The 18,481-nt window shown below is 69.7% G+C and carries 20 protein-coding genes and 1 tRNA gene; 12 read left to right on the plus strand and 9 right to left on the minus strand.

Annotation, left to right across the window (positions count from 1 at the left end):
- Positions 1–209 precede the first annotated feature (209 nt).
- A tRNA-Leu gene (locus tag ACFSZT_RS03370) sits at positions 210–292 on the minus strand.
- 130 nt (positions 293–422) lie between these two features.
- Here ACFSZT_RS03370 and ACFSZT_RS03375 point away from each other — a divergent pair.
- The 7 genes from ACFSZT_RS03375 (at position 423) to pknB (ending at position 9,819) form a co-directional block, all read left to right on the plus strand.
- A complete protein-coding gene (locus ACFSZT_RS03375; RefSeq protein WP_377478157.1) occupies positions 423–1,667 on the plus strand; it encodes an FhaA domain-containing protein in 1,245 nt (414 codons plus the stop codon).
- A 124-nt stretch (positions 1,668–1,791) separates the two neighbouring features.
- Complete coding sequence (locus tag ACFSZT_RS03380; RefSeq protein WP_377395304.1) at positions 1,792–2,262, plus strand: FHA domain-containing protein FhaB/FipA; 471 nt, start codon at positions 1,792–1,794, stop codon at positions 2,260–2,262.
- The gene (locus ACFSZT_RS03385) at positions 2,259–3,635 is read left to right on the plus strand and encodes a Stp1/IreP family PP2C-type Ser/Thr phosphatase (protein WP_377395307.1); all 1,377 of its coding nucleotides are present in this window, start codon (positions 2,259–2,261) and stop codon (positions 3,633–3,635) included. The genes ACFSZT_RS03380 and ACFSZT_RS03385 overlap by 4 nt, the downstream gene beginning before the upstream one ends.
- On the plus strand, positions 3,635–5,128 hold the full coding sequence (locus ACFSZT_RS03390) for an FtsW/RodA/SpoVE family cell cycle protein (RefSeq protein ID WP_377395310.1): 1,494 nt from the start codon (positions 3,635–3,637) through the stop codon (positions 5,126–5,128). Before ACFSZT_RS03385 ends, ACFSZT_RS03390 begins: the two co-directional genes overlap by 1 nt.
- Positions 5,125–6,594: a peptidoglycan D,D-transpeptidase FtsI family protein gene (locus ACFSZT_RS03395; RefSeq protein ID WP_377395313.1), complete on the plus strand. Its 1,470-nt coding sequence runs from the start codon at positions 5,125–5,127 to the stop codon at positions 6,592–6,594. Before ACFSZT_RS03390 ends, ACFSZT_RS03395 begins: the two co-directional genes overlap by 4 nt.
- 4 nt (positions 6,595–6,598) lie before the next feature.
- On the plus strand, positions 6,599–7,837 hold the full coding sequence (locus ACFSZT_RS03400; protein WP_377395315.1) for a serine/threonine-protein kinase: 1,239 nt from the start codon (positions 6,599–6,601) through the stop codon (positions 7,835–7,837).
- Positions 7,834–9,819 (plus strand): Stk1 family PASTA domain-containing Ser/Thr kinase, encoded by a 1,986-nt coding sequence (pknB, locus tag ACFSZT_RS03405; protein ID WP_377395318.1) that lies wholly within the window; start codon positions 7,834–7,836, stop codon positions 9,817–9,819. Before ACFSZT_RS03400 ends, pknB begins: the two co-directional genes overlap by 4 nt.
- A 164-nt stretch (positions 9,820–9,983) precedes the next feature.
- Here pknB and ACFSZT_RS03410 read toward each other — a convergent pair whose 3' ends face one another.
- From ACFSZT_RS03410 to ACFSZT_RS03420, 3 genes are read right to left on the minus strand one after another with little or no spacing between them, the layout of a single operon-like run.
- Positions 9,984–10,622: an aminodeoxychorismate/anthranilate synthase component II gene (locus ACFSZT_RS03410; RefSeq protein WP_377395321.1), complete on the minus strand. Its 639-nt coding sequence runs from the start codon at positions 10,620–10,622 to the stop codon at positions 9,984–9,986.
- Positions 10,623–10,645: 23 nt separating this feature from the next.
- Positions 10,646–10,804: a hypothetical protein gene (locus ACFSZT_RS03415; RefSeq protein WP_377395324.1), complete on the minus strand. Its 159-nt coding sequence runs from the start codon at positions 10,802–10,804 to the stop codon at positions 10,646–10,648.
- Positions 10,804–11,730: a class E sortase gene (locus tag ACFSZT_RS03420; protein WP_377395327.1), complete on the minus strand. Its 927-nt coding sequence runs from the start codon at positions 11,728–11,730 to the stop codon at positions 10,804–10,806. The genes ACFSZT_RS03415 and ACFSZT_RS03420 overlap by 1 nt, the downstream gene beginning before the upstream one ends.
- A gap of 159 nt (positions 11,731–11,889) precedes the next feature.
- Between ACFSZT_RS03420 and crgA the strand changes: the two genes are divergently transcribed.
- Positions 11,890–12,156: a cell division protein CrgA gene (crgA, locus tag ACFSZT_RS03425; protein WP_377395329.1), complete on the plus strand. Its 267-nt coding sequence runs from the start codon at positions 11,890–11,892 to the stop codon at positions 12,154–12,156.
- Between the two features lie 60 nt (positions 12,157–12,216).
- Complete coding sequence (locus ACFSZT_RS03430) at positions 12,217–12,630, plus strand: PH domain-containing protein (RefSeq protein WP_377395332.1); 414 nt, start codon at positions 12,217–12,219, stop codon at positions 12,628–12,630.
- On the opposite strand, the gene ACFSZT_RS03435 is transcribed toward ACFSZT_RS03430, so the two are convergent.
- Positions 12,616–13,545: a rhomboid family intramembrane serine protease gene (locus ACFSZT_RS03435; protein ID WP_377395335.1), complete on the minus strand. Its 930-nt coding sequence runs from the start codon at positions 13,543–13,545 to the stop codon at positions 12,616–12,618. The two genes, ACFSZT_RS03430 and ACFSZT_RS03435, sit on opposite strands and share 15 nt — an antisense overlap.
- Before the next feature lie 50 nt (positions 13,546–13,595).
- Positions 13,596–14,153, minus strand: a complete 558-nt coding sequence (locus ACFSZT_RS03440; protein WP_377395338.1) for a peptidylprolyl isomerase — start codon at positions 14,151–14,153, stop codon at positions 13,596–13,598.
- Between the two features lie 100 nt (positions 14,154–14,253).
- On the opposite strand from ACFSZT_RS03440, the gene ACFSZT_RS03445 reads away from it, so the two are divergent.
- Positions 14,254–14,970, plus strand: a complete 717-nt coding sequence (locus ACFSZT_RS03445; protein ID WP_377395341.1) for a hypothetical protein — start codon at positions 14,254–14,256, stop codon at positions 14,968–14,970.
- A gap of 69 nt (positions 14,971–15,039) precedes the next feature.
- Here ACFSZT_RS03445 and ACFSZT_RS03450 read toward each other — a convergent pair whose 3' ends face one another.
- The 3 genes from ACFSZT_RS03450 to ACFSZT_RS03460 form a co-directional block, all read right to left on the minus strand.
- Entirely contained in the window at positions 15,040–15,486 is a 447-nt protein-coding gene (locus ACFSZT_RS03450) for a DUF6918 family protein (RefSeq protein WP_377395344.1), read from the minus strand.
- 181 nt (positions 15,487–15,667) lie between these two features.
- A complete protein-coding gene (locus ACFSZT_RS03455; protein ID WP_377395347.1) occupies positions 15,668–16,192 on the minus strand; it encodes a DUF2020 domain-containing protein in 525 nt (174 codons plus the stop codon).
- 84 nt (positions 16,193–16,276) lie between these two features.
- Positions 16,277–17,125 carry an SAM-dependent methyltransferase gene (locus tag ACFSZT_RS03460; protein ID WP_377395350.1) on the minus strand — a complete coding sequence of 283 codons (849 nt, stop codon included), beginning with the start codon at positions 17,123–17,125 and terminating at the stop codon, positions 16,277–16,279.
- 108 nt (positions 17,126–17,233) lie between these two features.
- Between ACFSZT_RS03460 and ACFSZT_RS03465 the strand changes: the two genes are divergently transcribed.
- Together ACFSZT_RS03465 and ACFSZT_RS03470 are read left to right on the plus strand one after the other, a co-directional pair.
- On the plus strand, positions 17,234–18,001 hold the full coding sequence (locus ACFSZT_RS03465; RefSeq protein WP_377395353.1) for an aminoglycoside adenylyltransferase family protein: 768 nt from the start codon (positions 17,234–17,236) through the stop codon (positions 17,999–18,001).
- A gap of 33 nt (positions 18,002–18,034) precedes the next feature.
- Positions 18,035–18,373, plus strand: a complete 339-nt coding sequence (locus tag ACFSZT_RS03470) for a tRNA-binding protein (protein ID WP_377395356.1) — start codon at positions 18,035–18,037, stop codon at positions 18,371–18,373.
- Positions 18,374–18,481: the final 108 nt, after the last annotated feature.

An 18,481-nucleotide genomic window follows, 5' to 3' on the forward strand; every position in this document is an offset into this window, starting at 1 on the left:
CAGAGACCCAACGAAACGACCCAACGAAACCGCACGCACAAGGGTTGCCAACAGACGCTGGTCCGTGCCCGAAGCAACCACGCCGGATCAGGAGGGAGCCGGCACCGTGGGGGGGCACGGGGGCACGGGGGGCACGGCCCCCCGACTCAATGACGAAAAGATGAAATGCGAAGCGCCCCCACGCAAGCAGGGGCGCCCCAACCTCGGAGTGGGCGAGGAGGGAGTTGAACCCTCACGTCCTTTCGGACACACGGACCTGAACCGTGCGCGTCTGCCATTCCGCCACTCGCCCGAGTAACTGCGACAGCTCGGATAGCGTAGCAGGCCGCCGGATCGGGTTTCACCGGCCCCGGTGTTCGACGCTCAAAACCCAGATACGATCTGGTTGGGAGTTGTCCGCTGAGGAAGGAGGGTTGTCCGGGATGGGCCGCGTGCAGCGTTTCGATCGGCGCCTCGAGAGCCTCGTGGGCAACACCTTCGCGCGGATGTTCGGTGGCAACGTCGTCACGCAGGAAGTTGCGCAGAGTCTGGAGCGTGAGAGTGAGGACAACGTTCGTGAGCTCGCGGGTGGGCGCAAGCTCGCCCCGAACCACTACATCGTGTCCTTGGGTGCCACTGATCACGACCGGATGGCGGGGGATGAGCAGCGCGTCACCAGGCTGCTCGCGGACGCCGTCGCAGCGCACCTCGCCGAGCACGGCTGGGACACCTATGGTGACGTCGTAGTTTCGCTAGAGCGCAACGAAGCGCTGCATACTGGACAGTTCAAGACCCGCTCGACCGTTGATCCCGACGTCAAAGCACCTGGCGTCGGGGGTCAGGCACGGCCGGCACGAACCAGCGACGCAGGAGACCGACCAATGAGCCAGCCCGGCGGCTACGGCCAATACGACCAGGGTGACCCGTACGGCCAGCAGGGTCAGTACGGCTACGGACAGGGACAGCCCGGCTACGACCAGGGCTACGGCCAGCCCGGCGGCTACGACCAGGGCTACGGTCAACCCGGCGGCTACGACCAGGGCTACGGCCAGCCCGGCGGCTACGACCAGGGCTACGGCCAACCCGGCGGCTACGACCAGGGCTACGGCCAACCCGGCGGCTACGACCAGGGCTACGGCCAACCCGGCGGCTACGACCAGGGCTACGGCCAACCCGGCGGCTACGACCAGGGCTACGGCCAACCCGGCGGCTACGACCAGGGCTACGGTCAACCCGGCCAGCCTCCTGCCCCGGCACCCGGCTACGACCCGGGTGGCTACGCGGCTCCGCCGAGCCCGCCCGGGGGCTACCCGGCGCAGACTCCGCCGCCTGCCGACCCGTACGCCCAGCAGGGCTACCCGCCTCCGCCGCCGCCCGGGATGCCCGGTGCGCCCCGGCAGCTCCAGGCCACGCTGCAGCTGGACGACGGCTCCAACCGCACCTACTCCCTGAAGCAGGGCGGCAACGTCGTCGGCCGTGGTCAGGACGCCGACTTCCGGCTCCCGGACACCGGTGTCTCGCGCCGCCACCTGGAGATCACCTGGGACGGCCAGAGCGCCACGCTGGCGGACATCGGTTCCACCAACGGCACCACCGTGAACGGCACCCCGGTGCAGACCTGGCAGCTCGCCGACGGCGACGTCATCCGGGTGGGCCACTCCTCGCTGGTGTTCCGCACACAGGGCTGAGGCCGGGCTTTTCGGCCATCCCGCATGGCCCGCTCAGGCGGGTCCCGCATAATGGCGGCCATGTGGGGGCCCGTGGCGTGTTCGTCGCGGGGAGGGCGCGAAAAGGCGGGAGCTGACACAACAGGTGCCGGAGCTGGTCGTACAACTCACCAGAGCAGGCTTTCTGCTTCTGCTCTGGCTCTTCGTGTTCGCCGCGCTTCGCGTGGTGCGCTCGGACCTCTACGCAGCGTCCGGGCTGCGCGTGAACATGCCGAGCTTCCGGCGTGGCAAGGAGAAGAAGCCACGTGCGGGGCGCGGCGGCAAGCTGCCGCGCCAGCTCGTCGTCACGCACGGTGCGCTCGCGGGCACCAGGATCGCCCTGGACGGCAAGCCGATCCTCATCGGCCGGGCCGACGACTCGACCCTGGTGCTCGACGACGACTACGCGTCCACCCGGCACGCGCGCCTGTCCCTCCGTGGAGATGAGTGGTACGTGGAAGACCTGGGCTCGACGAACGGCACCTACCTGGACCGGGCTAAGGTCACTGCACCCCTCCGAGTCCCGCTCGGCGTCCCCATCCGGATAGGCAAGACGGTGATCGAGCTTCGCCCATGACTCTCGTCCTTCGCTATGCGGCCCGCAGTGACCGAGGCCTGGTGCGCTCGAACAACCAGGACTCGGTGTACGCCGGCCCACGCCTGCTCGCCCTGGCCGACGGCATGGGAGGCCATGCCGCCGGCGAGGTGGCCAGCAAGGTCGTCATCGCCTCGTTGGCGCATCTCGACGACGACGAGCCCGGCGACGACCTGGTAAGTCAGCTGCGCGACGCCGTGGCCCAGGGCAACCAGGCCATCTCCGAGCTGGTCGCGAACGACCCCGACCTGGACGGCATGGGCACCACGCTCACGGCTGTGCTGTTCTCCGGGTCACGGCTGGGTCTGGTCCACGTCGGGGACTCGCGGGCGTACCTGCTGCGCAACGGCCAGTTCTCGCAGATCACGCGCGACGACAGCTTCGTCAACGAGCTCCTCGAGCAGGGCCGGATCACCGAGGACGAGGCGGCCACGCACCCGCAGCGCTCGCTGCTGCTCAAGGCGCTCACCGGGCACGAGGTGGAGCCGAGCTTCACCGTCCGCGAGGCGCGTGCGGGTGACCGCTACCTCCTGTGCTCCGACGGGCTGTCGGGCATGGTGAGCAACGAGACACTGCAGGAAGCCATGCAGATCCCGGACCCGCAGGAGTGCGCGGACCGGATGATCGAGCTGGCCCTCAAAGGCGGCGGCACCGACAACGTGACGGTGATCGTGGCCGACGTCGTGGACGTCGACTTCGGCGAGGACGCACCCATCGTGGGCGGCGCCGCGGGCGACGGCAGTGACGAGGGACCGCAGGGTGACTCGCCCGCCGCCCGGGCGCGCGCGCTCACGGCGCCGCCGCCGACACCACAGCGGGTCGAGCCCACGGAGCCGCTGCCAGACCCAAAAGCGAAGCGCCGTAAGCGAATCCGGCTGCTGGTCGCGTTGGGACTGGCCCTGATCCTGCTCGCGGCGGCGGCCATCGCGACGCGCTACTTCGTGCTCCGGCAGTACTACGTCGGCGTGGGTGGAAACGACGAGGTCGTGATCTACCAGGGCGTGCCTGGCAGCGTCCTTGGTCTGGACCTGCATCGCCAGGCCGAGGGCTCGTGCCCTCCGGACGCCTCGCTGTGCGAGCCGCTGCGCCTGCAGGACCTGCAGCAGGACGCACGGGCGGCCGTGCGCAACTCCGTCAAGCGCGACGACCTGGCCGCGGCCAGGGACTACATCGACACCCTGCGCCGCAACAACATGCTCGAGATCTGCGACGAGCAGCCGCAGGGTGGCGGCGTCGTGGGCGGCATCGGCCAGGGCGACACGGCACAGCAGCCGACCGAGACGGCGGCACCGGAACAAGGCGGCCAGCAGCCGGGGGTGGACTGCCGTCCGGCGCCCGGCTCAGGCGGTAACTGATGGCTCAGCCCGCAGGAAACCCGGGCGCGGTCGGTCAGCAGTACACGACGAACCCGCCGCGCGAGCTGCCCACTCGCCGAGGCACGGAACTGCTGCTGCTGGCGTTTGCCGCGTTCCTCGTCACCACGGCGTTCGTCCTCGTGCAGGCGAACCAGGAACAGGAGCTGTCCTGGTCGATCGTCTGGTACGGCCTGGCCTACCTCGCGATCTTCGGCGTCGCGCACGTCGCCGTCCGGCGCTGGGCGCCGTACGCCGATCCGCTGATCCTGCCGTGCGTGGCGCTGTTGAACGGCCTCGGGCTGGTAATGATCTACCGGATCGACCTGGCCCGGCAGCAACGGGCCATCTCGCTCGGACAGGACGTCACCTCCAGCGCACCGCGCCAGGTGCTGTTCACGGTGATGGCGCTGGCGCTGTTCCTGGCGGTGCTGATCCTGGTGAAGGACCACCGCACGCTCACCCGCTACGCCTACACGTTCGGCCTCATCGGCATGATCGCGCTCGCGCTGCCCGCCGTGCTGCCGAGCTCGTTGTCGGAGGTCAACGGCGCGAAGGTGTGGCTGAAGCTGCCGGGCTTCTCGATCCAGCCCGGTGAGTTCGCCAAGATCCTGCTGATGATCTTCTTCGCGTCGTTCCTGGTCGCGAAGCGGGACCTGTTCATGACCGCGGGCAAGCGCGTGATGGGCGTCGAGCTGCCCCGTGCTCGCGACCTCGGGCCGATCATCATCGCCGCGGTCGTGTGCCTCGGCATCCTGGTGTTCGAGCGCGACCTCGGCACCGCGCTGTTGTTCTTCGGCATCGTGCTGGTGATGCTCTACGTCGCCACCGAACGCATCATCTGGGTGGTCGTCGGCCTGAGCATGTTCCTCGCCGGCGGGCTCATCGCCTACCAGCTGTTCACGCACGTGCAGCAGCGCGTGGCGAACTGGATCGACCCGCTGGCCACCTACGACGACCCGGGCGGCGGCTACCAGATCGCGCAGGGCCTGTTCGGGCTCGGCACGGGCGGCATGTTCGGCACCGGGCTCGGCGCGGGCAGGCCGGAGATGGTGCCCGAGGCGCACACGGACTTCATCAGCGCCGCCCTCGGCGAGGAGCTCGGCTTCGTCGGCCTGGGCGCCGTGCTCATGCTCTACCTGCTGCTCGCCATGCGCGGTATGCGCAGCGCACTGGCGGTGCGGGACACCTTCGGCAAGCTGCTCGGCGGTGGGCTCTCGTTCGCCATCGTCATGCAGGTGTTCGTGATCGTCGGCGGGGTCACCAAGCTCATCCCGATGACCGGTGTGACGACACCGTTCCTGTCCGCGGGCGGATCGTCGCTGCTGGCGAACTACATCCTCGTCGCGCTGTTGCTGCGGATCTCCGACACCGCGCGACGCCCGCAGCAGCCCTCGCGGCCGCGTCAACCGGTGCAGCAGGCCCCGCTGGCCGAGGCCCACACCGTGATGGTGCAGCGGCCGCGGCAGGCCACCGACGGGGGGAATGTGTCGTGAACACACCACTGCGCAAGGTCGGCGTCGCCATGCTCGTCATGGTGACGCTGCTGATGGTCAACGCCACCTACGTGCAGGTGGTCAAGGGCGACGAGTACAGCGCCGACTCCCGCAACTCGCGCGTGCTCTACGAGGAGTACTCGCGGGAACGCGGCAAGATCGTGTCCGACGAGGCCGGCCAGGTGCTGGCGGGCGTGGCGCCGTCCGACGACATCTTCCAGTTCCAGCGGACATACCTGAACGGACCGATGTACGCGCCCGTCACCGGGTACTACTCCGTGATGTACGGCGCGGGCGGTCTGGAACGGGCCGAGGACCAGTTCCTCAACGGCTCCGATCCGCGGCTGTTCGTGCGCAGGCTGTCCGACATGATCACCGGCCGCGACCCGCGGGGCGGCAACGTGCGGCTCACCGTGCGACCGTCGGTGCAGGAGGCCGCGTACAACGCGATGGTCGACAACGGCTATACCGGCTCGGTGGTGGCGCTGGACCCGAAGACCGGCGACATCCTGGCGATGGTGTCCACACCGTCGTACGACCCGTCGCGGCTGGCCTCGCACGACAGTGACGCGCAGCAGAAGGCGTGGCAGGAGTTCAGCGAGTCCGAGGACAACCCGATGCTGAACCGGGCGATCCGCGAGACGTACCCGCCGGGCTCGACGTTCAAGATCGTCACGACGGCGGCGGCGCTCGAGAACGGCATGACCGCCGACAGCCCGGTGACCAACGCGCCCGAGGTCACGCTGCCGGGCACCAGCACCACGCTGGAGAACTACGGCGGCCAGACCTGCCCCGGCAGCACGCTGGCAGCGGCGCTGAAGTACTCGTGCAACACCGCGTTCTCCGAGACCGCCGCGCAGCTCGGCGCGGACAAGCTGCGGGCGACGGCCGCCAACTTCGGCATCGGAGTCGAGGACCTGCAGATCCCGCTCGGCGTGGTGCCGTCGAGCCTCGGTGACCTGGAGAGCGACGCGGCGCTGTACCAGAGCGGCATCGGTCAGCGTGACGTCCGGCTGACGCCGCTGCAGGACGCGCTGCTGGCGGCGACCGTCGCCAACGACGGCGTCGCCATGAAGCCGCAGCTGGTGAAGGCCCGGCTGGCTCCGGACCTGTCGACCATCGAGGAGAGCACGCCCGAGGAGCTGACCGGCGAGCCGGCGCTGTCCGCGGAGAACGCCGAGGTTCTCACGCAGATGATGATCGAGTCGGAGGAGAACACCAGCGGCGGTGGCAAGGACCCCTCGCTGAAGATCGCCTCCAAGACGGGTACCGCCGAGCACGGGTCCGACCCGAAGTCGACCCCGCCGCACGCCTGGTACACGGCGTTCGCCCCGTACGACGACCCGAAGATCGCCGTCGCCGTGATCGTGGAGTCGGGCGGCAACCGTGGCCTGGCGGCCACCGGTGGCACCGTGGCCGCCGAGATCGCCAGGACCACCATCGCCGCCGCCCTCGGGGGTGGCTGAGCCGATGCTGTCGTCCGGGCAACTCATCGCGGAGAGATACCGCCTCACCAGCCGGATCGCGGTCGGTGGCATGGGCGAGGTGTGGGTGGCGAGCGACACCCGCCTCGACCGGCCGGTCGCCGTGAAGATCCTCAAGGCGGAGTTGTCCGGCGACGCCGAGTTCCTGCACCGCTTCCGCGCCGAGGCCAAGACGACGGCCTCGCTCAACCACCAGAACATCGCCGCCGTCCACGACTACGGCGAGACCCAGGCCGGCGAGCACTCGATCGCGTTCCTGGTCATGGAGATGGTGGAGGGCGAGCCGCTCGCCGCGATCCTGGCGCGGGAGGGCCGGCTCTCCGCCGAGCGCACGCTCGACATCCTCGAGCAAGCTGGGCACGCATTGCAGGCCGCGCACGAGCGCGGGCTCGTGCACCGCGACGTCAAGCCCGGCAACATCCTGGTGACGCCCGCGGGTGCGGTGAAACTCACGGACTTCGGCATCGCGAAGGCCGCCGACTCGGCACCGGTGACGCGCTCGGGCATGGTGATGGGCACCGCCCACTACATCGCCCCCGAGCAGGCGCTCGGCCACGACGCCGAACCGGCGAGCGACGTCTACTCGCTGGCCGTCTGCGGATACGAGTGCCTGGCCGGGCGCAGGCCGTTCCTGTCCGAGAACGCTGTGACGGTCGCCATGATGCACATCCGGGACCTGCCGCCGCCGCTGCCGGCGGACGTCCCGCCTCCCGCGCGTGCCGTCATCGAAGCCACGCTGGTCAAGGACCCCAGGCAGCGTTACGCGAGCGGCGGTGAGTTCGCGGCCGCCGTCGCCGCGGTGCGGGCGGGGCACCCGTTGCCGACACCGTCCGGGCTGGCCGGGTACGCCACGAACGGTGTCGCCACCTCGGGTCCGATGGTTAACGTGGGTCCCGGTTCGCACCCGTCGATGCAGCCGGTGTCGCCGCCCACCGGGACACCGCCGGGAGCGGTCGTGGCGCCGCAGGCGGCACAGCACCGGCGCAGGCCGGCGGGGTTGTGGATACTTCTGTCGCTGGCGCTGGTGCTGCTCGTCGCCGTGGTCGTGGTGCTGCTCATCGTGCTGCTGGGACGGGACGACGGCCCTGCCCCCGGCATGCTGGGCAGCGAACCGACGAGTGTTCAGGACAACTGGTCCGGGACCAGCGAGCGTTCTCCTGGTGGAGCAGGCGTGGAAGGCATGATGGGCACATCGTGGACGGAATGGAACGGCACCGAGCAATGAGCGCACCCCGAATGCTCTCGAACCGCTATGAGCTGGGCGACACGCTCGGCTACGGTGGCATGTCCGAGGTCCACCACGGCCACGACGTGCGGCTCGGCCGCGAGGTGGCCGTGAAGATCCTGCGCGCGGACCTCGCGCGCGATCCGCAGTTCCAGGAACGCTTCCGGCGCGAGGCGCAGAACGCCGCGGCCCTGAACCATCCCGCGATCGTCGCCGTGTACGACACCGGCGAGGCCGACACCGAGTACGGCCCGCTGCCCTACATCGTCATGGAGTACGTCGAGGGCCGGACGCTGCGCGACATCGTCAAGACCGAGGGCCCGATGTCGCAGAAGCGGGCCATGGAGGTCATGGCCGACGTCTGCGCCGCCCTGGACTTCTCGCACCGGCACGGCATCGTCCACCGGGACGTGAAGCCGGCGAACGTGATGATCACGCGCAACGGCGCCGTCAAGGTGATGGACTTCGGCATCGCCCGCGCCGTCCACGACGGCCAGGCCGCGATGACGCAGACCGCGGCCGTCATCGGCACCGCCCAGTACCTGTCGCCGGAGCAGGCGCGGGGTGAGCGGGTGGACGCCCGCAGTGACGTCTACGCGGCGGGCTGTGTGCTCTACGAGCTGGTGACCGGCGAGCCGCCGTTCACGGGCGACTCCCCCGTCGCCGTCGCCTACCAGCACGTGCGGGAGGACCCGAAGCCGCCGTCGGCGGTGAACCCGGCCGTCTCGCCCGAGCTCGACGCCGTCGTGCTGAAGGCGCTGGCGAAGGGTGCGGCCAACCGCTATCAGTCGGCGGCCGAGATGCGCTCGGACCTGGTGCGCACGTTGACGGGCCAGCGCCCGTCGGCGCCGATGGTGATGTCCGACGACGAGCGCACACAGGTGCTGAACGCGCCGCGGCGGGATCCGGAGCCCTACGACGACTACGACCCGGATGCCTACGACGCCGAGGAGGAGGCGCGCCGCAAACGCCGCAAGCGCGGCATCATCGCGGCGTTGCTCGTGGCACTGGGCGTCGGTGCCGTCGCACTGATCGCCTGGCTTTCGGGCGCGTTCGACAGCGAACCGGAGCTCGGCACGGTGCCCGAACTCACCGGCAAGACCGTCGAGCAGGCCGAGGCGCAGCTGCGCGGGATCGGCTTCAGCAACCTCAAGCGGGAGAACATCGTCTGCCGCGACCAGGCACCGACCGACGGTGGCCAGAACTGCTCGCCCGACCAGATCGGCAAGGTGATCGCCACCACCCCGCAGGCCACCGAGCGCGTGCCGCTGACCGAGCAGATCACGCTCAGGGTGGGCGTGGCCCCGGAACAGGTGCAGGTGCCCGACCTCACCGGCCTCGACCGTGCGGCGGCCGAGGAGCGGCTGCGGCAGGCCAACCTGGTGCTCGACCAGAACGTGGTGGAGGTCGAGGTCGACGACGAGTCGTCGTACGGCAAGGTGATCGAACAGGACCCGGCCGCAGACACCGAGGTGGAGCAGGGCTCGTCGGTGCAGATCACCATCGGCGTGGAGCCGGAGAAGATCGACGTCACCAACTACACCGGTCAGAGCTTCGACGTGGCGAAGGCGGGTCTCGAGGGCGCCGGCTTCACCGTTACCCGCAACGACGTCGACTCCGCGGAGCCGGCGGGCACGGTCGTCAACCAGACGCCGAACGCGGGCAGCTTCCCCAAGGGAACCGAGGTCACCCTGGACGTCTCCAACGGCGCCAACCAGCAGATTCCGATGCCCGACCTGCGCGGCATGACCGAGGACCAGGCCATCCAGGCGCTCAAGAGCGCGGGCTGGAACGGTGCCGTCAGTACGCAGACCGAGGAGGTTCGCGACTCCGAGGACGTCGGCAAGGTGACCAACACCAGCCCGGCGCCGGGTTCGACCATCACCAAGAACCAACCGATCACCCTCTACATCGGCGAGGAGGACGGCTCGACGGAGACGTCGGAGTCCGAGGACGAGGATCCGCTGCCGGGTTTCCCGTAGGCGGGACGAGGTAGCCCGCCGGGGCACGGTGGTCGTGCTCAGCACGAGCGCGACCACCGGCGCGGCGCGGGCGAGCGCAGGCGGTCGGTGCGGCCGGCGTCAAGCAGAGCGTGACAAGCGCGGCTGACGGGAGGCCACCGCGTAGCCAGGACGGTGCGTGTCTCTCAGGCGGCCGCGCGCTGGAGCGCCCTCGTCGCACGTTCGAGGTCGTCGACGACGGCGGCGGACACCGGGTGGCCGGCGTTCGCCATCCAGTTCGCGAGCATGCGGTGGCCGCCCTCGGTGAGCACCGACTCGGGGTGGAACTGCACGCCCTCAATGGGCAGCGTGCGATGCCGCATGCCCATGACGATGCCCGACTCGGTGCGCCCGGTGACCTCGAACGTGTCCGGGATGGTCTCGGGCAGCACCGTCAGCGAGTGGTACCGGGTGGCCGTGAACGGCGCGGGCAGCCCGGCGAGGACGCCCGCGCCCGTGTGCTGCACCTGGCTGGTCTTGCCGTGCAACAGTTCGGGTGCACGGTCGACGGTGGCGCCCCACGCGACGCCGATGGCCTGGTGCCCCAGGCACACCCCGAGCATCGGTACGCGCTCGTCGGCGCAACGCTTCACGACGTCGATGCTGCGACCGGCGCGTTCGGGTGTGCCGGGGCCGGGCGAGACGAGCACGCCGTCGAAGCCGGGGATCTCGTCGAGGTCGACCACATCGTTGCGCCACACCGTGCAGTCCGCGCCGAGCTGCGCCAGGTACTGCACCAGGTTGTAGACGAAGCTGTCGTAGTTGTCGACGACGAGAACGCGCATACCCAGGAGCGTAGCCGGTGCGGCTACTCCTGCACCGAGACGTCGTTGAACGGCAGCAGCGGCTCGGCCCACGGGAACACCACGAACATCAACAGCGCGACCACACCGAGCACGAGCACGGCCGCTTCCACCACGCGCAGCGCCGGCGGTCCGGGCAGGTGGCGCCAGATCCAGCCGTACATCAGGCTTCCCCGATCTCGGCGAGAAGGTCGTCGTAGCCGGTGCCCGGCTGCTTCTGGAACTGGTTGGTCAGCACGGCGTGGATGATCATGCGCTCCCGGTCCGAGAACTGCGGATGGCAGGTGGTGAGGGTCAGCAGTGCCGCCTGCGACGCCTTGGGCAGCACGTCGGCGGGCTGGTACGGCACCGGCGCGACGGCATCGCCGCGGTCGGGCGTGACGATGACGCGGCCCACCGTCTGCGCGTAGGCGCCCTGCTTGTCCTGCAGTGGCGACACGTTGGCGCACTTCGGGTCGCCTGCCTTGCGTTCGGCCCAGCCGGCGACCTCGTCGCGCATCGGCAGCACCCGGTAGACGAAGAAGCTGTCGACCGTCTCGATGACGACGGCGTCGCACGAGTTCAGCAGGTCGAGGTCGTTGAACGGCGCGCCCTTGCCGACGCGGTGGCCGGCGATGCCGACGTTGCCCGGCTCGCCCGGCATGGCGGTGCCCTTGTAGTGGCCGGGGCCGACTTCGAGAGCCGCGGCGCCGACACCTTCCTGCACCGTGAAGTTCCAGTCCGCGCCGAACGACGGGATGTAGATGCGCGCGAACGCCTGGCCGTCGAGGGGTTCGGTGTGCAGGGTGCGTTCGGCCCACTGCTCGTCCAGGGCTGCGCTGGCCTCCTGCTGCAGCTTGCCCGACTTCCAGTTGGTGACGTAGAGCTCGTAGACGACGAACAGCAGCAGCACCAGGCCGAGCGTGATGAGGAGCTCGCCGAAGGTCCGTACCACGGCGCGGCCCTTGCCGCCGCCCCGGCGGGCACGTGCCGTCGGCGGCTTGGCCGGAGGTGGCTGGGTCGGCTGGATCGTCCGCGTCGGAGCGCGCCCTTGTCCGCTGAAATCCGGAACCGGGATCTCCCGGGTCTCCGGATCCTCGTACCTCGACAAGCGAGCTCCTCTCACACCGCGGGCGGCACGGCTGCCGTCACGATCTGCTGGTAGGGCGCTTGCTCCCCGGTTCGAGCGCCTGCCCGCTTACGTTAACGTGTGGAGGTGTCGGCAGTTGCGCACTGCCGCGGATTCGACCGAGAGCACGCGAGGACTCCCATGCCCAAGTCCAAGGTCCGTAAGAAGACGGCGTACACCCCACCTGCCGATCGGCGCACGCCGGTCAAGGTGCGGGCGGCCGGGCCTTCGCACCCGGTCTACAAGATCGTGATGTTCGGGCTCATGCTCGTGGGCCTCGCCTGGCTGGTCGTCAACTACCTGGCGGGCGACAAGATCCCGTTCATGCTCGAGCTGGGCAACTGGAACTTCGCCATCGGCTTCGCGCTCATGATCAGTGGCCTGCTGATGACCATGAGGTGGCGCTGAGCCGAACGGCGAGCAGACGGAATCACAACGGTGTGACTAATCCCCAGTGTGGATATACCTGTGGATAACTCCACCCTGAGCTGGGCACCGCATCCGGGTCTGGTAGCGATCGGCTGGGTCCTCGCCATCGCCGGGGCCGCGGGCGCGGTGGTGTTCGCCTCGGGCGGTGACCGGCCGGGCACGGTACTGCTGGGCGTCGTGGCCGCCGCGGTGGCCGCCGGGGCGCTGCACGGCACACTGCTCCGCCCCCGGCTCACGGCCGACGCGTCGGGTCTGCGCATCCGGACCCTCGGCGGTGTGCGGCGGCTGTCCTGGCCCGACGTGGAGTTGCGACTCACCACCACGCGCAGGCTCGGCCGCGACAGCGCCGTGCTCGAACTGGAGAGCGACGAACTCGTGGTGCTCGGCTGGCTCGAACTGGGCGCCGACCCGCGCGACGTGCACGACGAACTCGCCGCGTTACGCCACTCCTAGGCAGACGCCGGGGATGGCGCAGGCCTCCGCGACCGCGGCTCCGTCGCGATAGACGATCAGGCCGACCATCGCCAGCGTCAGGAACACCAGCGTGCCGACCTGGTAGGCGGTCCGCTGCTTCGCCGGCGCATAGACCATCGCGACCATCGCGAGCGCCCCAATGATGAGCCCGCCCAGGTGCCCGAGCAGCGAGATCCCGGGGATCGTCACCGTCAGCACCAGGTTGAGCACGATGATGCCGATCGCCGAACTCGGGTTCAGCTTCAGCCGCAGCACGGCCACCAGCAGCGCGCCCATCAGTCCGTACACGGCGCCGGACGCGCCGGCGACCGCCGAGGTGAGGTCGCCGAACACGAACACGGCCGTCGATCCGCCGAGCAGCGAGACCAGGTAGAGGGCCAGGAACCGGATCTTGCCCAGCAGCACCTCGAGATCCCGCCCCAGGATCCACAGCGCGAGCATGTTCATCGCGAGGTGGAGCAGCCCGTAGTGCAGGAACCCCGAGGTGAGCAGCCGCCACCACTCGTCGGTGACGACCACCCGCAGCGGCCACAGCATGCCGTCGAAGAAGACCTCGGACCGCTGGTTCTGCATCATCTCGCCCGCCTGCGCGGCGGTGACCAGGTAGACGAGCACGTTGACCGCGATGAGCAACGGCGTGACGACGGCCCGCGTGGACACCGGCGCCCCCGCGACGGTGCGCGACCCCCGGAACGCCGGACGTCGGACCCGGCTCTCCCGGGCACCGGCGTGGACGCAGTCGACGCACTGGTAGCCCACAGGGGCGTCGCGAAGGCAGTCCGGGCACGCGGGCCGGTTGCACCGGACGCAGCGCAGGCCTGTCTGCCGGTTCGGATGCCACCAGCAGCCGGGCAGGGCTTCCTGCTGATGCGGCGGGTAGGGAGGCTGGGTCACAGTGCTTCCACGCTACCCGGTTCGCTCGGCCACTCGCCGCTATCGGCAGGTCACGCCCGCTCGACGGTGACGCGCTCGATCACGACGTCGTCCAGCGGCTTGTCCGCGGGACCGGTGGCCGTGCGGGCGATCTCGTCGACGACCGTGCGCGAGTCCTGGTCGGCGACCTCACCGAAGATCGTGTGCTTGAAGTTCAGGTGCGGCGTCGGTGCGACCGTGATGAAGAACTGCGACCCGTTGGTACCCGGTCCGGCGTTCGCCATGGCCAGCAGGTAAGGCCGGTTGAACTGCAGTTCCGGGTGGAACTCGTCGTCGAACTTGTAGCCCGGACCGCCGCGGCCGGTGCCGGTGGGGTCACCGCCCTGGATCATGAAGCCGTTGATGACGCGGTGGAAGATGGCCCCGTCGTAGAACGGCCCCGACTTCTCGCCCTTGGCGTTCGGCTGCGAGTACTCCTTCGTGCCCTCGGCGAGCCCGACGAAGTTCGCGACCGTCTTGGGGGCGTGATCCGGGAAGAGGTTGATGGCGATGTCGCCACGATTGGTGTGCAGGGTGGCCTTGATCTTGCTGCCGACCACGCTCGCATTGCTCTCAGTCACGCGATTCATCGTGCCATCCCCGGCGAGATGTGCCGGAAAGGGGCAGGATGGGTAGTACGTGCAAGGCCCAGCAAATCGACGACCGACGACGAATGACGAGGTGAAAGCGATGGCTCGAACCGCGGAATCGGCGGGTGAGTCCGTGAAGAACGGCTCGCGCAACCTCAAACTACGCGCCATGGAGGCAGGCAGGGTCGGTGCCGACATGGCCGCGCAGGCAGCGCAGGTGGCCGAGCACCGGCTCACGGAGGGCACCGAGGCCGCGCGCCAGGAGCTCGCAAAGACCTCGCGCCGGACCCGCAAGAAGCTGGCCGCGCAGGCGAAGCGCACCAGCAAGGAGGTTTCCAAGAGCGCGAAGCAGGCTCGCAAGATCGCCGCCGAGCGCCGCGAGGAGATGCGTGAGCCGACCCGCCGGGCTCGGCAGGCCGCGATCGAGGCCGCCCGGTCGGCGGGTCAGTCGAAGCGGCGGGCCAAGAAGGACTTCAAGCGCGCGAAGAAGGAGTTCAAGGCCGCGGTCGCCGAGGCCAGGGCCGCTGCCGCGGGCGAGAAGAAGAAGCGCAGCAAGATGCCGCTGCTGCTCGGTCTCGGCTTGGTGGTGGCCGCGGTGGCGTACGCGCTGCGGTCGAAGCCGGAGCCGCCGGTGGCCCCGGCCCCGCCGCGCAGCACCGACACCCCGGCGTCGGGCCCGCAGTCCGGCCAGGACAAGCCTGGTCCGGCCACGTCGGGTGGTACCACCGCCGGCCCGTCGGGCTCGACCCCGACCACCCCGCCCGCCCAGAACAACGGGCAGCCGACCGGCAGCACGCAGGAGCAGAAGAAGAGCTGACCGACCCCGGCACGACGAAGGCCACCCTCCGCGCGGGAGGGTGGCCTTCGTGCGTACGGGCCCGACTGATCAGGCGGCGTAGCGGTCGATCAGCTTGCCGAGGCGCGGCAGGGCCTCCTCGACGTTCTCCTTGCCCTTCGGGCGGAGCTTGCCGTACACCTTCTTGATGCTCTCGCGGCTGCTCTTCTCGGCACGCGCGTCCGTGACGGAGAGCAGAGCGTCGGAGGCCTCGTCTGCGCGGGTCGGCAGGTAGGCGCCGAAGTCGCTGCCACCGCTGGCCTTGAAGTCGGCGAAGATAGGCTCGAGCGCCGCCACGAAGTCATCGAGCAGGCTGTCCACGGCGGAGGAGATGATGCCCGGCTTGATCTTCTTCACCGCGCCGTAACCGGTCTTGATGACGGTTCCCGAGACACCGCCCTTGCCCGCGACCTCTTCGTCGATCAGGTTCGCGAGGTCGGTCACGACGTTCGGACGCCGGCTGGAGTCGAGCAGAGCTTCCTTGAGGGTGTCAGCCACGAAATCTTCCTTCGTCACTTCGAGATTCAGGGGGAGTGTCGCAGGGCCCATTCGTGGCGTCAGCGAACCCCTGAACGGAGTACGCAGCACGGAGGCGGCCAACGCTGGGTTGCCTGCGCGTGCGGGCAACACTAGTACACGATCAAATCGCCCTGCACTCAGTGGTACTTCTCCGTCACGCTCAGATCCCGAGGCCGGAAATGGCCGCCGCGGCAACGGTTCGCGCTTTCACGCTCTGTTGCTGGTTGGTGGTGACGATGACGGCCTGGCCACCCTTGGCGACGGCGTAGACGGCGCCGTCGTCGCGTGACTCGTAGCCGCCTTTCCAGCCGGGCGGCTGCTCGGTGGGGTTCGACGTGGCGATCGGCGCGGCCCGGTCGACCAGTGCCGTCGCGACCTCCGACTCGCCGACGTAGACCCGAACGGTCATCTGGAGCTCGCCGTCGGGACGGTAGAAGAAGCACGTGGGATGCGGCGTGTCCGCCGACGTGCGCACCTCGCCCACGTGCTGACCGTTGGACCGGGCGACCTCGTCGGTGTCGAGATACGGGCATGGTCCGGACCTCACCGGTTCCGGGTCGGGCGGCAGCGTCGGTGCGGTGGAGGCCGGTGCGGTGGAGGCCGGCCGGGCCGGTGTGGCCTCGTCTCGGGCCGCGCAGCCGGCGAGCAGCAGGGCGGCCGCGCCGAGCGCAAGCAGTCGTCGCATAGCTCGGACAGTGAACCAGAACGCGGCAGCCGAGGGAATCGGGCGCGCGGCGCCGTGAATCGGCCGACCGCTGGGGACCGGCGCTTACGGCTTGCGGGCCACTCCGGCCAGCGCCACCTTGTCGGCGACGGTCGGCGGATTGAGCGCCGGACCGTCCGGCCACCAGTCGTTGAGCTGCACGAGACCGGGTTCGAGCACCTCGAGTCCGTCGAAGTAGGCCTCGATCTGCTCGCGGGTGCGGAAGTAGCCCGACCCCATGTCGCCGCGCGCGAAGACGTCCTCGACGAACCGTGCCAGTTCGGTCCCCTCGCCGCCGTCCTGCGGGTCGTGGAAGTGGATCAGCGCCACGTAGGAACCCGAGGGCAACGCTTCGACGTAGCGCCGCATGATGTCGTGCGGCTTCTCGGAGTCCGGCACGTGGTGCAGCGTGCTGCACTGCATCAGCACGAACGGCCGGTCGAGCTCCAGGTGCTGGACGATCTCCGGGTGGCCCAGCACCTCGTCCGGCTTGGTCAGGTCGGCCATGACGAGGTGGGTCAGCTCGTTCTCCTCGAGCAGCGCGCGACCGTGGGCGGCCACTACCGGGTCGTTGTCGACGTAGACCACCCGCGCGTCCGGGTTCACCCGCTGTGCGGTCTGGTGCGTGTTCTCGGCGCTGGGCAGTCCGGCGCCGAGGTCGAGGAACTGGTCCATTCCCGCCGGGCCGGCGAGGAACCGCGTCGCGCGGATCAGCCACTCGCGGCCGGACCGGGCGAGCTCCTTCATCTGGGGCGCCACCGAGTCGATCTGCGCGAAGACCTGCCGGTCGACCTCGTAGTTGTCCTTGCCACCCAGGAAGCAGTCGTAGACGCGCGCCACGCTCGGCTTGCTGGTGTCGATTACCGCAGGCAGGCCGGCAGCGCCGGTGGCCGATGTCACTCCGTCCGCATTCACGCGCGTCACCGTACCGGAGCAACCACGTGCGGTCACCGGGGCGGAGGCAGCCTTGTCCGTTCCGTTGCGGTTTGCCCACGGCGGAGGCGGTTCGCCGACAATGCCGGCATGCGGCAGGTACTCCAGGTCGTCGAGCTGATCGGCGACGTCCTCGACCGCCAGGCGATCGGCTGCTACCTGCACGGCTCCGGGGTACGGGGCGGACTGCGGCCTGCCAGTGATCTGGACCTGCTCGTGGTGGCCGAGCGCGGTTTGGACACCCGGCAGCGGCGGACGCTGCTCGGCGGGCTGCTCACCCTGTCCGGCTTCTCCGGTGGTGCCCGCCCGATCGAGCTGACCGTGGTGGTCCAGTCCGAGGTGCGCCCGTGGCGGTTCCCGCCGACCGGCGACTTCCTCTACGGGGAATGGCTGCGGGAGGAGTTCGAGGCCGGTGCGCTGCCCCAACCGGAGCCGATGCCGGACCTCGCGCTGCTGGTCACGATGGTGCTGGCCGGTGACCATCCGCTGGCCGGGCCGCCACCGGCGCAGCTCCTCGATCCCGTGCCGCACGCGGACCTGGTGCGGGCGAGCGTGGCGAGCATCCCCGAGCTGCTTGCCGAACTGGACCACGACACCCGCAACGTCGTCCTCACTCTGGCGCGCATCTGGACGACGCTCGCGACCGGGGAGATCCGTTCGAAGGATGCCGCGGCCGACTGGGCGCTCAGGCGACTTCCGCCGGAGCATCGGTCCGTGCCGGCCCATGCCAGAACGCTGTACCTGCAGAGCCGGTACGCCGAGGAGGCCTGGCCGGACGTGGTGCGGGCGCGGGTGGGTCCGGACGTCGCGCGGATGCTCGCCGAGATCGACCGGCTGTCCGGCGGCCGAGGCCGGTGAGGCAGCGTGTGGCCGCGTGGGAAGAATCGCGGCATGGACATCATCGAGTGGTCGGACTTCGAGAAGGTCGAGCTGCGCGTGGGCACCATCGTGGAGGCGGCACCGAACGAGAAGGCCCGCAAACCGGCCTATGTCCTGAAGGTCGACCTCGGTGCGGAACTCGGCCTGCGGACGTCCAGCGCCCAGATCACGGACCACTACGAGCCGGACGCGCTGATCGGCCGGCAGGTGCTGTGTGTCTGCAACTTCGAACCCAAGCGCATCGCGGGCGTGAAGTCCGAGGTGCTGGTGACCGGCGCGCACGATGCCGAGGGCCGTGTGGTGCTGGCCGGCTTCGAGCATCCCGTCCCGAACGGCACCCGCCTGCTCTGATCTGCTCTGACCCGGGCGTTTGCCGGGTGCTCCCACCGGGTACTGCCAGGCGCATGCCACGGAAGGGTGAACGCGGGTGAGCGCGCACGGCGCCGGAGCGTGCTGAGG

This window comes from Prauserella oleivorans, assembly GCF_042685745.1.
Classification (GTDB): domain Bacteria; phylum Actinomycetota; class Actinomycetes; order Mycobacteriales; family Pseudonocardiaceae; genus Prauserella_A; species Prauserella_A oleivorans.